The 13,520-nt window shown below is 60.4% G+C and carries 15 protein-coding genes and 2 pseudogenes; 10 read left to right on the forward strand and 7 right to left on the reverse strand.

Annotated elements, in window-relative coordinates; translation table 11 throughout:
* Positions 1 to 14: 14 nt before the first annotated feature.
* Complete coding sequence (locus NVV72_11040; protein MCR6659850.1) at positions 15 to 458, forward strand: Lrp/AsnC family transcriptional regulator; 444 nt, start codon at positions 15 to 17, stop codon at positions 456 to 458.
* Here NVV72_11040 and plsY read toward each other — a convergent pair whose 3' ends face one another.
* The 4 genes from plsY to NVV72_11060 are packed head-to-tail and all read right to left on the reverse strand — an operon-like array spanning position 459 to position 3,785.
* Positions 459 to 1,085 (reverse strand): glycerol-3-phosphate 1-O-acyltransferase PlsY, encoded by a 627-nt coding sequence (plsY, locus tag NVV72_11045; protein MCR6659851.1) that lies wholly within the window; start codon positions 1,083 to 1,085, stop codon positions 459 to 461.
* Between the two features lie 8 nt (positions 1,086 to 1,093).
* On the reverse strand, positions 1,094 to 2,395 hold the full coding sequence (gene pyrC, locus NVV72_11050; protein ID MCR6659852.1) for a dihydroorotase: 1,302 nt from the start codon (positions 2,393 to 2,395) through the stop codon (positions 1,094 to 1,096).
* On the reverse strand, positions 2,392 to 2,817 hold the full coding sequence (locus tag NVV72_11055; protein MCR6659853.1) for a hypothetical protein: 426 nt from the start codon (positions 2,815 to 2,817) through the stop codon (positions 2,392 to 2,394). The genes pyrC and NVV72_11055 overlap by 4 nt, the downstream gene beginning before the upstream one ends.
* Positions 2,814 to 3,785: an aspartate carbamoyltransferase catalytic subunit gene (locus tag NVV72_11060; GenBank protein ID MCR6659854.1), complete on the reverse strand. Its 972-nt coding sequence runs from the start codon at positions 3,783 to 3,785 to the stop codon at positions 2,814 to 2,816. Before NVV72_11060 ends, NVV72_11055 begins: the two co-directional genes overlap by 4 nt.
* 137 nt (positions 3,786 to 3,922) lie before the next feature.
* Here NVV72_11060 and NVV72_11065 point away from each other — a divergent pair, with 137 nt between their 5' ends.
* Positions 3,923 to 4,735, forward strand: coding sequence for an isocitrate lyase/phosphoenolpyruvate mutase family protein (locus NVV72_11065; GenBank protein MCR6659855.1), 813 nt, complete (start codon positions 3,923 to 3,925; stop codon positions 4,733 to 4,735).
* Positions 4,736 to 4,886: 151 nt separating this feature from the next.
* On the opposite strand, the gene NVV72_11070 is transcribed toward NVV72_11065, so the two are convergent.
* Together NVV72_11070 and ruvX are read right to left on the reverse strand one after the other, a co-directional pair.
* Positions 4,887 to 5,825: an AEC family transporter gene (locus NVV72_11070; protein ID MCR6659856.1), complete on the reverse strand. Its 939-nt coding sequence runs from the start codon at positions 5,823 to 5,825 to the stop codon at positions 4,887 to 4,889.
* Positions 5,826 to 5,915: 90 nt separating this feature from the next.
* Positions 5,916 to 6,391 (reverse strand): annotated as a pseudogene (gene ruvX, locus NVV72_11075) (Holliday junction resolvase RuvX).
* Between the two features lie 268 nt (positions 6,392 to 6,659).
* Here ruvX and NVV72_11080 point away from each other — a divergent pair.
* The 7 genes from NVV72_11080 (at position 6,660) to NVV72_11110 (ending at position 10,914) form a co-directional block, all read left to right on the forward strand.
* Positions 6,660 to 7,025, forward strand: a complete 366-nt coding sequence (locus NVV72_11080) for a UrcA family protein (protein MCR6659857.1) — start codon at positions 6,660 to 6,662, stop codon at positions 7,023 to 7,025.
* A gap of 23 nt (positions 7,026 to 7,048) precedes the next feature.
* Complete coding sequence (locus NVV72_11085) at positions 7,049 to 7,399, forward strand: UrcA family protein (GenBank protein MCR6659858.1); 351 nt, start codon at positions 7,049 to 7,051, stop codon at positions 7,397 to 7,399.
* A 235-nt stretch (positions 7,400 to 7,634) separates the two neighbouring features.
* Positions 7,635 to 8,000, forward strand: coding sequence for a UrcA family protein (locus NVV72_11090; protein ID MCR6659859.1), 366 nt, complete (start codon positions 7,635 to 7,637; stop codon positions 7,998 to 8,000).
* Positions 8,001 to 8,121: 121 nt separating this feature from the next.
* On the forward strand, positions 8,122 to 8,409 hold the full coding sequence (gene gatC / locus NVV72_11095) for an Asp-tRNA(Asn)/Glu-tRNA(Gln) amidotransferase subunit GatC (GenBank protein ID MCR6659860.1): 288 nt from the start codon (positions 8,122 to 8,124) through the stop codon (positions 8,407 to 8,409).
* A gap of 2 nt (positions 8,410 to 8,411) precedes the next feature.
* Entirely contained in the window at positions 8,412 to 9,896 is a 1,485-nt protein-coding gene (gatA, locus tag NVV72_11100; GenBank protein MCR6659861.1) for an Asp-tRNA(Asn)/Glu-tRNA(Gln) amidotransferase subunit GatA, read from the forward strand.
* Positions 9,897 to 10,109: 213 nt separating this feature from the next.
* Positions 10,110 to 10,355: a hypothetical protein gene (locus NVV72_11105; GenBank protein MCR6659862.1), complete on the forward strand. Its 246-nt coding sequence runs from the start codon at positions 10,110 to 10,112 to the stop codon at positions 10,353 to 10,355.
* A 154-nt stretch (positions 10,356 to 10,509) separates the two neighbouring features.
* Positions 10,510 to 10,914, forward strand: coding sequence for a hypothetical protein (locus NVV72_11110; protein ID MCR6659863.1), 405 nt, complete (start codon positions 10,510 to 10,512; stop codon positions 10,912 to 10,914).
* 10 nt (positions 10,915 to 10,924) lie between these two features.
* On the opposite strand, the gene NVV72_11115 is transcribed toward NVV72_11110, so the two are convergent.
* Positions 10,925 to 11,203 carry a hypothetical protein gene (locus NVV72_11115; protein MCR6659864.1) on the reverse strand — a complete coding sequence of 93 codons (279 nt, stop codon included), beginning with the start codon at positions 11,201 to 11,203 and terminating at the stop codon, positions 10,925 to 10,927.
* Positions 11,204 to 11,472: 269 nt separating this feature from the next.
* Between NVV72_11115 and NVV72_11120 the strand changes: the two are divergent.
* Positions 11,473 to 13,511, forward strand: a pseudogene (locus NVV72_11120) (oligopeptide transporter, OPT family).
* Positions 13,512 to 13,520 lie beyond the last annotated feature (9 nt).

A 13,520-nucleotide genomic window follows, 5' to 3' on the forward strand; every position in this document is an offset into this window, starting at 1 on the left:
TCGTGGAGAAACGAATGGATCGTTTTGATGAGGCCATATTGCGTGAACTGGAGGCCGATGGCCGGCTGTCCTTCGCCGAATTGGGCGACCGCACCGGCCTGTCGAAATCGCCGTGCTGGAAACGGGTACAGGCGCTGGAAGCGGCAGGCGTTATTCGAGGCTACCGCGCCGACCTCGATCCGGCCATGCTGGGCCTGTCGACCCTCGCCTTTGTGCAGGTGACGGTTTCGTTCGAGCGTCACGAAGCGTTCGAGCAGGCGGTGGCGGCGCATCCGGCGGTGCTGAGTTGTCACGCCACGGTCGGGGCCACGGATTATCTGATGCAGGTGATCATGCCGTCGATGGCGGCGCTGGATGATTTCCTGCGCCAGACCCTGTGGCGGTTGCCGGGCGTCGAGCGCTTCACCACGACATTGGCCATGCGGACGATCAAGGATAATGGCCGGTTGATGGTTTGATCAGGCCTCTTTCTTCTTGCCGATCCTCGGTTCCTCGCCTTTCAGAAGGCGGCGGATATTCTCATGGTGGCGGATATAGATCAGCACGGCCATGAACAGCGCCATGCCGAGGAACGGATAGGGCGCGACATGCAGCAGGAAGGCAACCGGCACGACCAGAGCAGCGGCGACCAGGGCACCGAGCGAGGATATCCGGAAGACAAAGGCGGTCAGCAGCCACAGGGCAGCGGCGATCAGGCCCATGGGCCAGCAGGCGGCGAACAGAGTGCCGAAGAAGGTGGCCACGCCCTTGCCGCCCTTGAATTTCAGCCACACCGGAAACAGGTGCCCGAGGAAGGCGGCGGCCCCTGCCAGCGCCATGGCGGTTCGGCGGGTTTCAATATCGGTTTGCAGCAGCAGGACAAAGGCCAGGCCGACAGCCAGAGCGCCCTTGCCGGTATCGCCGATAAAGGTGATGGCGGCCAGGTCCTTGCGGCCGGTGCGCAGCACATTGGTGGCGCCGATATTGCCGGAACCGACCGTGCGGATATCGATGCCCGCCGCCTTGGCCGATATATAGCCGAACGGAATTGAGCCGAGCAGATAACCGCCGATCAGGGCAAGCGCGTAAATGGCAATATCGGGCATGGTTTGTCCTAGGCGTGTTCGTAGACGATACGGCCGTCCACCAGCGTTTTCAGCACCTTGCCCTGTAATGCGCGGTTTTCAAAGGGTGAGTTCTTCGATTTCGACAGGATGTCTTTTTCGCGCAACGCGAACGGCGCGTCGATATCGACCAGGATCAGGTCGGCGGGCGCGCCTTTGGCGATGCGGCCGGCGGCCAGGCCCAGCAATTGCGCCGGATTTTGCGTTACGGTGCGCAACAGGTCTATCAGTGGAATGTCGTTTTCGTGGTGCAGGCCGATCAGCGCTGGCAACAGGGTTTGCAGGCCGAGCGCACCGGGCGTGGCTTCGGAGAATGGCAGGCGCTTGTGTTCGGCCGGTTCCGGCGAATGGTTCGACACGATAACGTCGATCAGGCCAGTCGAAACGGCATCGATCAGGGCCAGACGGTCGCGTTCGGCGCGCAGGGGCGGATCGAGGCGGAAGAAGGTGCGGTAGTCGCCGATGTCGAGTTCGTTGAACATCAGGTGGTTGATCGAGGCCGAGGCGAAGACCTCCAGCCCCTTGGCCTTGGCGCGTTCGAGCGATTGCAACGCGCCGCCGGTCGAGATCAGGTCGACCAGGAAGCGCGCGCCGGTCATCTCGGCCAGGGCGAGGTCGCGCTCGATCATGATGCGTTCGGCCAGCGGCGACACCCCGGAAAGGCCCATGCGCGCCGCCATTTCGCCGGACGTGGCGACGGCGCCTTCGGAAAGCCAGGGCTCCTTCGGGCGATGCGCGATCAGGGCGTTGAAGCCGTTGGCATAGTTCAGCACGCGGCTGAAGATCTTCGAATTGACGATCGGCTCGTCGGCATTGGTGAAATAGAGCGCGCCGGCCTCGGCCATCAGGCCGATTTCCGCCATCTGCTTGCCTTCCAGCTTCTTGGTGGCGGCGCCGGCGGGGTATACGTGGACCAGTTCGATATCGCGCGCCCGGCGCAGGATGAAGTCGGCCATGGCCGGTTCGTCGATGCACGGATCGGTGTCGGGCTGGACGACAAAGGAGGTCACGCCCCCGGCGGCGGCGGCCAGGCTGGCGGATTTCAGGGTTTCGGCGGGTTCGTGACCGGGTTCGCCGGTCTTGACGCGCATATCGATCAGGCCGGGCAGGAGGGCGTTTTCGTCGCAATCGATAAGGCGGATGCCGGCGGGCAGGGCGGGGGTGCTGTGGCCCAGGGTGACATCGGTGATGATGCCATTGGTGACGATAACCGAGCCGGGGCCGTCATATTCGGTGGCCGGATCGATGAGGCGGGCATTGACGAAAGCAAGAGAGGTGGTTTCTTTGGTCATTTCTTTGCTTCGCAATTTTTGAGTGCAATTTCGTTGTAAGTCGTGGCAAATTTTTCGGCATTTGGAGAGGCCATATCAGACATGCCCTGAATGTAGACCACAACATATATAACATCATCTGACGTTGGCGATGAGGGCTTGACGAGAGCGGGCGCGTCCTTCCCTGGGATGCTATAACTCCAATTTCGAATGGCGTAGAGATTACATTGGCCTTTTGCAAAGTCTTCTGACGCCATCCTTGCCGCATCGTCTGGATTCAGGTCACTATCTGCCACACGAGAAGCAGTGGTTCGTTCTAATGCGGAATGTGTCGCTGCCGATATCAAACTGTTATTTGAGTTGTCATCAACATGCTCAGGACTACAAGCCTGAATTAATAGTGAGGAAAATAAGGCAGTTCCAACCAGATATCGTTTCCTCATCGGTCATTCTCTAGTCGCGCAGCCAGCGAGGCCAGCACGGCCATGCGGGCGGCCACGCCCATCTCGACCTGATCCTGAATGAGCGAAACCGATAGATCGTCGGCGATTTCCGAATCGATCTCGATGCCGCGGTTCATCGGTCCGGGGTGCATGACCTTGGCGCCTGGGGCGGCGACCGCCAGTTTCTCGCGGTCGAGGCCAAAGAAGCGGTAATATTCGCGCGCCGAAGGGATAAAGGCGCCGTCCATGCGTTCAAGCTGGAGGCGCAGCATCATCACTACATCGGCGCCGGCAATGCCTTCGCGCATATCGTGATAAACCTCTGTGCCCCACTGGTCGGCATCGCCCGGAATGAGCGTCGGCGGACCGACGAGGCGAACATGGGCGCCCATGGCGTTGAGCAGGATGACATTGGAGCGCGCCACGCGGGAATGGGTGACATCGCCGCAGATGGCTATGGTCAGGCCGTCGACATGGCCGAAGGCGCGGCGGATCGACAACATATCGAGCAAGGCCTGGGTCGGGTGCTGGTGCTGGCCATCACCGGCATTGACCACCGAACAGCCGACCTTCTGCGCCAGCAGGGCCGCGGCGCCGGAGGCCGAGTGGCGGACCACCAGCAGATCGGGCTTCATGGCGTTGAGCGTGACGGCGGTGTCGATCAGGGTTTCGCCCTTGGCGACCGACGAGGTCTTCATGCTCATATTAATGGTGTCGGCGCCGAGGCGTTTGCCGGCCAGTTCAAACGAGGACTGCGTGCGCGTCGAGTTCTCGAAGAACATATTGACCAGGGTGCGGCCGCGCAGGAGATCGAGTTTCTTGGTCGATTGCCGGTTGAGATCGACGAACACGTCGGCCAGATCGAGCAGATTGGCGATATCGGGCGGATCGAGATCCTGCGCACCCAGAAAGTGCGGCTTAGGGAAGGCGTGCAGCCGGGCGCGGATCAGTTCGTTAAAATCGGTCATGTGGCGTCTTCATGAGTCTGCATAATTGTCATGCTGACAGAAACTGCCGGCACAGTCGTCATTATTCCGCAGGAATTGGCTTTGCCGCGTTTTGGCGGAGAATGTCATAAAGTACAAGTCATAAGGACAAGATATCCGTGAAAAGCCAAAGCGAAAAGGCGGCAGAGTTCGCTGCCTTACATGAACGGGGCTGTTTCGTCATCCCCAACCCGTGGGATCGCGGCTCGGCGCGGCTGCTGGCGGGGCTGGGATTTCGCGCCCTGACCACCACCAGCGCCGGTTACGCGCGCTCGCTGGGTGTGAGTGATTATCAGGCGGGGCGGGATCATGTGCTTGAGCATGTGTGTGATCTGGCGACGGCGACCGACCTGCCGCTGGCGGCCGATCTGGAGAATGGCTTTGGCCATCGGCCGGAGGCGTGCGCGGAGACGATCCGCTTAGGCGCCGAGGCCGGACTGGTCGGCGGTTCGATAGAGGACGCCACAGGCGATGGGCGGGTGATCTATGATATCGCCGAGGCAGCGGATCGCATTCGCGCGGCTGCGGAAGCGGCGAAGGGCCTGCCGTTCAGGTTCATGCTTGTGGCGCGCTGCGAGAACTATCTCCATGGCCGGTCCGATCTGGCCGATACCATTGCGCGTTTACAGGCTTATCAGGAGGCGGGCGCAGACGTATTATATGCGCCGGGTATTTCAACTGCCGAGGAAGTCGGTGAGATTTGCCGCAGCGTCGATAGGCCGGTCAATGTGCTGGGTGGATTGGGCGCCAAGCCGTTGTCGGTCTGCGAACTGGCGGAACTGGGCGTGCGGCGGGTGTCGCTCGGCAGCTGGCTGCATTCGGCGGCCATGACGGCCTTTGTCAATGCGGCGCAGGATGAGACGTTCGGCTATATCGCGGATCTGATCGGCGGGAAGCAGATGGATCAGTGGATGAAAGAGGGGGCGGGATGATCTCTCAAGATCTCCCCCTGTTGCAGGGGGGGGCTTGGAAATTGCGTTAAGCAATTTTCAAGAGGGGGTAAAATCGGAGGTTTTTACCCCTCCGTCTCGACGCGCTTTGCTTGCTCGACACCTCCCCTCCAAGAGGGGAGGGTTTTCTATTTTAAACCAGATGAAACAGCCATAACAACAGCGGCATGGTGACCGCGCTCAACGTCGTGGTCAGGGCCACGATGCCGGCCATCAGGGTCGCGTCGCCGCCCATATGCCGGGCCTGGACATAGGCCGCGGCCGCACAAGGGGCCGCCCCGCAAGCCAGCGCAATGCCCTGCGCCATGCGGTCTCCGCCCAAGGCACAGCAGATCGACCAGGCCAGAATCGGCATGACCAGTATCTTGAACAGCGACACCAGCCCGACCAGAATCGGACGCCGCCAGACATAACCAAAACTAAGCCCCGCGCCGGCGAGAATCAATCCGGTCGGGATGGCGGCCTCGCCCAGCATGTTCAGCGCTTTCTCGGCGAAGGCGATGTCGGGCACCTGCAGGAAGTTGAGAAACAGGCCGATCAGGCACGAGGCAAAGATCGGATTGGTCAGGAGCGTTTTGACGAACCACATTGGCGTGCGGTCGGGCGTCCCGCCTTCGGGTTCCCCCCAGCGCGCGAGCACCAGTATGCTGATCATGTTGCTGGCGGGAATAAGCGCGCTGATCGCCACGGCGGAGAGGCTATTGGCGTCAGGCCCGAAGATCGAAGCCGCCACTGGCACGAAAACAAAGGAATTGAAGCGGATCAGGCCCTGGAAGACGCTGGTGAAGGTCGGGCCGGAGAGTTTCAGGAAGGGCTTGAGGGCAAAACCGAAGGCAGCGCCGATGACCACCGAGCCGACCACGCCGATGGTGATCGGTCCGGTGGAAAAGCCGGAGAGGTTGGCGTGCCAGATGGCCGGCACCAGAAAGCCTGGATAAAGGACGTAGACGGCGAACTTCTCGATCGGCGGCCAGACATTGAGCGGCAAAAAGCCGGATTTTTTCAGTCCGTATCCGAGGGCGATCAACAGGAAGACCGGGGCGATGCCGTTGAGAATGGTGACTGAGGTCATTCTTGTCGCTCACGGCTATCGCGCTGCGCGCTCGCCTCCGCAGGGGCGACGAACGATCGCCGGCGCCCGGTCGGGCGCTGAAAGGCGACGTCAGGCACCCGCCGCGTCCTTCATGCGATCCAGCGCGCCCTGCAAGATATAGGCGGCGGCGGAGCGGTCGATGACCTCGGCGCGTTTGGCGCGGGTCAGGTCGGCTTCCTCGATCAGGAAGCGGTTCATCACGGATGACGACCAGCGCTCGTCCCAGAAGGCGATCGGCATATCGCGCAGGCGCAGAATGTTGCGGGCGAAGGCGCGGCACGACTGGCAGCGCGGCCCTTCCGTGCCATCCATATTTACGGGCAAGCCGATCACCAGGCCATCGGCTTCGCGCAGGACCATCAGTTTAAACAGGCGCTCGGCTTCCAGCGTGAACTTGCTCTTCTTGATCAGTTCCAGCGGCGAGGCGATGGTCAGGGAAATATCCGACACGGCAACGCCGATGGTCTTCTCCCCAGATCCAGCCCCAGCAGGGCGCGGCGCGGGGCAAGCGCCCCTGCCAGTTCGGTAATGTCGATAACGGCCATGACCCTGCTTTGGCGTCTATGAAGGTCCGAGTCAATCCCGGTCTGATGGTTGCTGTTGAAATGGTTTCGACGTGCAAATATTCGACGGAATTTGAATATTAAATCTATGTAATAAATTACCGCAATGTAATTAATGAAATTCATGTAATATATTGATCCGATTTAATAATATTCATGTTTCAATTTCATTTTAACGAGCGTAGATGTGTCTCCAGTTCTTCTGAGTATTCATTCAGCATCTGCTTAAATCGCAAAAAGGAAATTCATCATGTCTCGCTCGATCTTTATCGCCGCTCTGTCTTTTGGCGCCCTGTCGTTTGCCGCCCTGGCCGCCGGCGCTGCCAATGCCCAGGAACGCCGGCCGGCCGAAGTTGTTGTCACAGCGAAGCACCTCGATTTTACCAACGCCCGCGAGGCGCGCACTTTCTACACCAGATTGAAAGCCGCGGCGAAAACAGTATGTACAAGCGCGGTCTACAATTCACGGACGGCTATGGAAGATGAGGCCTGTGAAGACCGGGCTCTGACAAATGCAGTAGAGGATATCAACGCTCCGCAACTGAGCGCTCTTCACGGACATCCGGATCGCGCCACGGCCTATGCCGAGCGCAATACCGGATCGCGCCGTAACTAAGCTGACGAAAGGGAGCTGTTGCCATGTTTCGTATTGCTTTGACTCTGGCCCTCCTGTCGGGCTTGACTGCCGCGCCGGTCGCCTTTGCCCAGGAACCGGGCACCACTAAGGTCGATGTCACTTTCCCGACGCGCCAGCTTGACGATCCGGCCGAAACGAAAGCGGTCTATGCTCGTCTTTACAAGGTGGTTCAGTATGTCTGCCAGACCGAAGGCGGTGAGGGGCCGTCCTGGCGGATCGCCGATGACCGCGCCTGTGAGGATGAGGCGATGCAGGGCGCCTTGCAGCAACTGAACAAGCCTGAATTGACCGCGCTTTATACGCCGGGTGCCCCTCAGATGGCCCTGGCGGACATTACGCAGAGGAAGTATTGAAGTTTTTTTGTGTAATCGTTTCTATGAATGTGTCTTTATTAAAGATAATTGTTACAATTAAAGGGTAATATTGCCTGTTGTTTCATTTGATATTTTTAATATATGGGTATTATTTTAATAAATGTCAAAAAATTCATAATAATTGTATTTCCATTTACTGTGAATGCGCGTAAACCGCGTGCATTCACAGTTGCGTATCCACTAAAATTGGAGAGGAAAAGATCATGCTAGATCGATGTTTTATGCTGCCTTGCTTTCCGCCGCCGCCCTGACGACAGGAAGTGTTTATGCGCAGACCCTTGTCACCGCACAACGGACCGTTTCTGCCAGGGGCGTGAATTTTCAGGACGTGAAGCAGGTGCGGTTCTTCTACGCCAAGCTCACCGCGGCCGCCTATGATGTCTGCGCCTGCGAATTCTATGACCCGCTGACGCAGATGGCCGACAAGGCGTGCCAGGACGACGCCGTCAATTCCGCGGTAAGCCAGGTGGACAAGCCTTTGCTCAACAGCGTGAGCAAGCGGCCTCGCGTTGAACTGATCGCGCGCAATACAAGTGGCGGCGACAGGCCGGCACTTGTTGTTTCGGGATTGGATCAGTAAGGCAGGCCGAACAGCCCGAAGTGGTGAGAAGGCTCTGGAGGGGCTTTTGAACGCGGCCCCTCTTGCCAAATCCATCCTCAGCCTTTAACCGGACTGCCTTAGAGAATTAAGGAGTCTGGTCATGGCCATCGATGTGGCAACCGTCAAGAAAGTGGCGTCGCTCTCCCGCCTGCGGGAAAGCGATGAGCGCCTGCAATCGCTCGCCGGCGAACTGAACGGCATTCTCGGCTGGATCGAGCAGTTGAACGAGGTCGATGTCAGTGGCGTCGAGCCGATGACCACGGCTATCGAAATGCCGCAGCCGATGCGCGAGGACGTTGTCACCGATGGTGATAAGGTGCGCGAGATTGTTGCCAATGCCCCGAAGACCGTCGACGGCTTCTTCATCGTGCCGAAGGTGGTTGAATAATTATGACTGAACTGACCAAGCTGACTTTGAAGGCCGCGATCGACGGCCTGAAGGCGAAGACCTTTTCTTCCACCGAACTGACCGAGGCCTTTATTGGCGCCATCGAAACCGCCAATCCGGCGCTCAATGCCTATGTCGAGTTGACCTTCGACAAGGCGCGCGCGCAGGCCGCAGTGTCCGATGCCAAGCTGGCGAAAGGCGAGGGCGGCAGGCTGGAAGGCGCGCCGCTGGGCATCAAGGATCTCTATTGTACGGCGGGTGTGCGCACCACGGCCTGTTCGGGCATCCTGGAAAACTTCGTGCCGACCTACGAATCGACCGTGACGCAGAACCTGTGGGACCAGGGCGCGGTCATGCTCGGCAAGCTGAACATGGACGAATTCGCCATGGGGTCGTCGAACGAGACCTCGAAATGGGGCAATGTTGTCAATCCGTGGAAGTCGCGTGGCTCGAATGCCGAACTGACACCGGGCGGGTCTTCCGGTGGTTCGGCCGCCGCCGTCGCCGCCGATCTGTGCCCGGCGGCCACGGCCTCGGATACCGGCGGGTCAATCCGCCAGCCGGCCGCCTTCACCGGCACGGTCGGGATCAAGCCGACCTATGGCCGCTGCTCGCGCTATGGCATGGTGGCCTTCGCCTCGTCGCTCGATCAGGCCGGCCCGATCACCAAGACTGTCGAAGACGCGGCCCTGATGCTGCAGGCCATGTGCTCGCACGATGTCAAGGACTCGACCTCGCTCGACCTGGCCATACCGGATTTTTCGTCCTTCCTTGGCAAGTCGGTAAAGGGCCTGCGTATCGGTATTCCCGATGAATATCGTCTCGATGGCATTCCGGCCGAGATCGATGCGCTGTGGGAGCAAGGGATTGCCTGGCTGAAGGACGCCGGCGCCGAGATTGTCCGCATTTCGCTACCGCATACCAAATACGCCCTGCCGTGCTACTATATCATTGCGCCGGCGGAAGCCTCGTCTAACCTCGCCCGTTATGACGGTATGCGCTTCGGTCACCGCACCGATGCGGCGCAGTCCTTAACCGATGTCTACGAACTGTCGCGTTCGGAAGGCTTCGGCAAGGAGGTCAAGCGCCGCATCATGATCGGCACCTATGTGCTGTCGGCTGGCTTCTATGACGCCTATTATGTCAAGGCGCTGAAGGTGCGCCGCCGCATTGCCGAGGATTTCACGAAAGCTTTCGAGAGCTGCGATGTCATCCTGACCCCGGCCACGCCGTCCGCCGCCTTTGAACTCGGCGACCAGGTCAAGGCCGCCGATCCGGTGCAGATGTATCTCAATGACGTCTTTACCGTCACTACCAACCTGGCCGGTCTGCCGGGCCTGTCGGTGCCGGCGGGGCTGGATAGCCAGGGGCTGCCGCTCGGTCTTCAGGTCATCGGCAAGGCGCTGGACGAAGGCACGGTACTCAACATCGCCTCGGTGCTGGAAAAGGCTGCGGGCTTTTCGGCCAAACCGTCGAAGTGGTGGTAGCGAGAAACAGATAATATTGATACGCTGCCTCATGGCGGCCGGTCATTTCAAGCCTCCCGCCGGATTGCGGGAGGCTTTTTTGATGTTCGGGCGCCTGGTGGTGGGGATGATGCTGGTGGCGGGTGCTGCCCAGGCGCAGACGGCCGTTCCGCCGCCACCCGCTGCGCCGCAGGCGCAGTCCTCGAAGCAGGAACTGGAGGAATTCGCCAAGGGATGCGCGGCGGTTTACCTGATGGCGGCGGATACGGCCAGGGGGATGACCTCAGCCAGGCCATGGTGCGCGGCGCCAGCACCGTCGATTATTACCGGCAATCGACGGGGCTGTCGCCGGAGCGGGTCAATCAGGATATAACCGATATGCGCAACAGGCTGACGGAAAGGCTGGCCCGAAATCCGCAACCCAGCCTCAAGGAACTGCGGGCCAACTGTGACGCGGCCTTTTCAACAGCGGGCCAGTAGGGCTAGGCGCAATTGTTTTACCCGCGCAAGCACATCCTTGCGGGAATTCCCGATTATGCCTTACCCTGTGTGCTGGCGTGATGCCTTTAAAGGAGCGGGTGAGTCCCGGTGTAGCATGATGCGTATGATCAGTACGGGATATGCGGTGTTAGTAATGGCTCTGCTGAGCGCGACAGCCGCCGGAGCGCAGGAGAGACCGGCGCCGACCACGCCGGATTCGGCAGCCCCTAATGATTCACCCAGCGATGCGCCCAGTGACGCGGATGTCGCTAATATGGCCCTGGTCTGCGTGGCGACCTATGACCTGGTTCTGGCCGGAAAGCCTTCCGGTCCGCTGGCGGACGATGCCGCCGATGCCCGCGATCTGGCGCGGTCCATCTATATTGAAGCCAGCCAGAGCGATGAAGCCACGGCTGACGATGATATCGCACGGGGCGACAAGGCTTTGGCGACTGCCATTTCCAACGGCCAGGGCAATCTGGATGAATACCATTCGACCTGCGACAGCCTGCTGATGGATGATGACCAGGATAGCTCTGATACAGGCGCAATTTCCTGATCATTCCTGATTATCTGGCCGCCTGCGGCGCCAGCCAGACATCGGCTGTTTCAATGACTGGATAGACATTCATGCCTTCGGCGCCCGGCGGAATGACGGCGATCTGGTCCGGCGTCGGCAGTTTTTCCAGTTGGCTGGCCACGGCCACGCCACTTCCGATGAGAGTAGTGGCGAAGAGGGCCAGGCTGACGGTCAGGGCATTTATATAGGCCGGCACACGGGCCGGTTTGCGAAGGGCCGGCGGGTTCCAGTAAATCGAATAACTGCCGGGGTGGGTTGCGTCCAACATGTTTAATCTCGTGCCATAAATCTGTAAGGCTCCGCCTCACCTTGTTCTTGGGGAGATTAGCCGTCTGGCTGTAAGAATTCAGTGCGCCCCAGATTTTCGGGAAATAGACGACCGGTCAGGGCTTTGGCTTGCTGGTTCCTTTCATCTTCTGCTCGCGCCCTGACGGTTTCCTTAAGCCGCATTTAGTTGAATCTGTATCTAAAGCTTGTGTTCGTCGCGCTTTTGGGCACTATCGGCAAAAATGCCAGGTACTGGGACCGGAGAATACCATGACAACCCCCGCCGCCACACATCCGAAGGAAATTACCGTCCGCGGGATTATCCTCGGTGTGCTGATCACCCTGATCTTTACCGCTGCCCAGGTCTATCTCGGCCTTAAGGTCGGCCTGACCTTCGCCACCTCGATTCCGGCGGCGGTGATCTCCATGGCCCTGCTGCGGTTCGCCAAAACGGCGACCATCCAGGAAAACAATATCGTCCAGACCATTGCCTCGGCGGCGGGCACCCTGGCCTCAGTGATCTTCGTGCTGCCGGGCCTGATCATCATCGGCTGGTGGAAGGACGTGCCGTTCTTCATTACCTTCGGCGCCTGCGCCATCGGCGGCGTGCTGGGCGTGATGTACACCATGCCGCTGCGCCGGGCGCTGGTATCGCAATCGACCCTGCCCTATCCAGAAGGCGTGGCGGCGGCGGAAGTGCTGCGCGTCGGCACCTCGTCGCGCGAAGGCGCGGCGGAAGGCTCTGCCGGTCTGTGGGCGGTGATTCTTGGCTCCGTCACCTCGGCGCTTTACGCCGCCGGGGCGGCCTCCAAATTCCTGGCGGCCGAAATTTCAACCTATTTCAAGGTCGGCAAGACCACGGGCGTTTCCGGCATGGCCGGGTCTTCGTCGCTGGCCCTGGTCGGTGCCGGGCACCTGATGGGCATTACGGTCGGCATCGCCATGTTCTTCGGGCTTTTCCTTGCCTGGGGCGTCGGTGTGCCGGTTCTTTCCACCTATCAGATTGATAGTTTCTGGCCACTGCATCTGGTGGCGGCGCATCCCGATCCGGCGCTTTCGGTAGCCGCCTATGCCGAACAGGTACGGGCGGACCAGATTCGTTTCATCGGGGCCGGCGCCATCGGCATGGCCGCCATCTGGACGATCGGCAAGCTGATCGTGCCGGTGTGGGGCGGCCTGATGTCGGCGCTCGAAGCCGGCCGCGCCCGCAAGGCCGGCACTATGGACCTGCCGCGTTCCGAGCATGACCTGCCGGTGTGGATCGTCGGCCTGGTTATCATGCTCTCCATGGTGCCCGCGGGCTGGCTGCTGTTCGGTTTCCTCTCAGGCGGCCCCCTGACGGATCTGGCCTTGCCGCTGGTGATTGCCGGTGTGCTTTACATCATCGTGGCCGGCCTGCTGGCGGCGGCGGTCTGCGGCTATATGGCCGGGCTGATCGGTTCCTCCAACTCGCCGGTCTCCGGCATCGCCATCCTGACCGTGCTGGGCGCCGCCGTCATCATCGGCATGATCGGCTACAGGTTCACCGGTCCCAATGTCGAAACGGCGCTGATCGCCTTTACCTTGATGGTGACGACCGTTGTGCTGGCCGTGGCGGTAATCGGCAATGACAACCTGCAGGATCTCAAGACCGGTCAACTGGTCGACGCCACGCCGTGGAAGCAACAGGTCGGCCTGATCATCGGCGTGCTGGCCGGCGCCTGCGTCGTGCCGGTGGTGCTGAACCTGCTCAATAATGTCTGGGGCTTTCCCGGCGACCCGAATTTCCACGCCATCGATGTGGCCGGCGGCACGCTCAATGCGCCACAGGCCGTGCTGATCTCGACCCGGCCAAGGGCGCCATCGGCGGCCATCTGCCGCTGGGCTATCTCGGCATCGGCTGCGTGGTCGGCATCCTGCTGATCGCCATTGATGAAGGTCTGCGCCTGTCGTCCGCCGGCAAGTTCAGCCTGCCGCCGCTGGGCGTCGGCCTGGCCATCTACCTGCCGGCCTCGGTGACGGCGCCGGTCGTGGTCGGCGCGGTGGCCGGCTGGATCTTCGTCAAGCTGATTGCCCGGATGAAAACGAAGGATATCGCCGATCGCCTCGGCGTGCTGGTGGCGTCCGGCTTTATCGTCGGCGAAAGCCTGTTCAATGTGGTCTATGCCGGCCTGATCGCCGGTACCAAGAACCCGGATATCATTGCCATGCCGACCCCGACGCCCGAAGCCCTCGGCATGGGGCTGGCGCTCGGCATTGGCCTGGTCATCATTGTCGCCCTCTACATCTGGTCGGCCGGACAGGCGAAGAAGATCGGTGACCAGCCTTAAGCCGCGCAC

The sequence above is a fragment of the Asticcacaulis sp. genome, assembly GCA_024707255.1.
Taxonomy (GTDB): Bacteria; Pseudomonadota; Alphaproteobacteria; order Caulobacterales; family Caulobacteraceae; genus Asticcacaulis.

What these genes read in the sequence shown, in the direction of transcription:
- NVV72_11040 (MCR6659850.1), top strand. Translation starts at nt 15, where the DNA reads ATGGATCGTTTTGATGAGGCCATATTGCGTGAACTGGAGGCCGATGGC.
- plsY (MCR6659851.1), bottom strand. Translation starts at nt 1,085, where the DNA reads ATGCCCGATATTGCCATTTACGCGCTTGCCCTGATCGGCGGTTATCTG.
- pyrC (MCR6659852.1), bottom strand. Translation starts at nt 2,395, where the DNA reads ATGACCAAAGAAACCACCTCTCTTGCTTTCGTCAATGCCCGCCTCATC.
- NVV72_11055 (MCR6659853.1), bottom strand. Translation starts at nt 2,817, where the DNA reads ATGAGGAAACGATATCTGGTTGGAACTGCCTTATTTTCCTCACTATTA.
- NVV72_11060 (MCR6659854.1), bottom strand. Translation starts at nt 3,785, where the DNA reads ATGACCGATTTTAACGAACTGATCCGCGCCCGGCTGCACGCCTTCCCT.
- NVV72_11070 (MCR6659856.1), bottom strand. Translation starts at nt 5,825, where the DNA reads ATGACCTCAGTCACCATTCTCAACGGCATCGCCCCGGTCTTCCTGTTG.
- NVV72_11080 (MCR6659857.1), top strand. Translation starts at nt 6,660, where the DNA reads ATGTCTCGCTCGATCTTTATCGCCGCTCTGTCTTTTGGCGCCCTGTCG.
- NVV72_11085 (MCR6659858.1), top strand. Translation starts at nt 7,049, where the DNA reads ATGTTTCGTATTGCTTTGACTCTGGCCCTCCTGTCGGGCTTGACTGCC.
- NVV72_11090 (MCR6659859.1), top strand. Translation starts at nt 7,635, where the DNA reads ATGTTTTATGCTGCCTTGCTTTCCGCCGCCGCCCTGACGACAGGAAGT.
- gatC (MCR6659860.1), top strand. Translation starts at nt 8,122, where the DNA reads ATGGCCATCGATGTGGCAACCGTCAAGAAAGTGGCGTCGCTCTCCCGC.
- gatA (MCR6659861.1), top strand. Translation starts at nt 8,412, where the DNA reads ATGACTGAACTGACCAAGCTGACTTTGAAGGCCGCGATCGACGGCCTG.
- NVV72_11105 (MCR6659862.1), top strand. Translation starts at nt 10,110, where the DNA reads ATGCGCGGCGGTTTACCTGATGGCGGCGGATACGGCCAGGGGGATGAC.
- NVV72_11110 (MCR6659863.1), top strand. Translation starts at nt 10,510, where the DNA reads ATGGCTCTGCTGAGCGCGACAGCCGCCGGAGCGCAGGAGAGACCGGCG.
- NVV72_11115 (MCR6659864.1), bottom strand. Translation starts at nt 11,203, where the DNA reads ATGTTGGACGCAACCCACCCCGGCAGTTATTCGATTTACTGGAACCCG.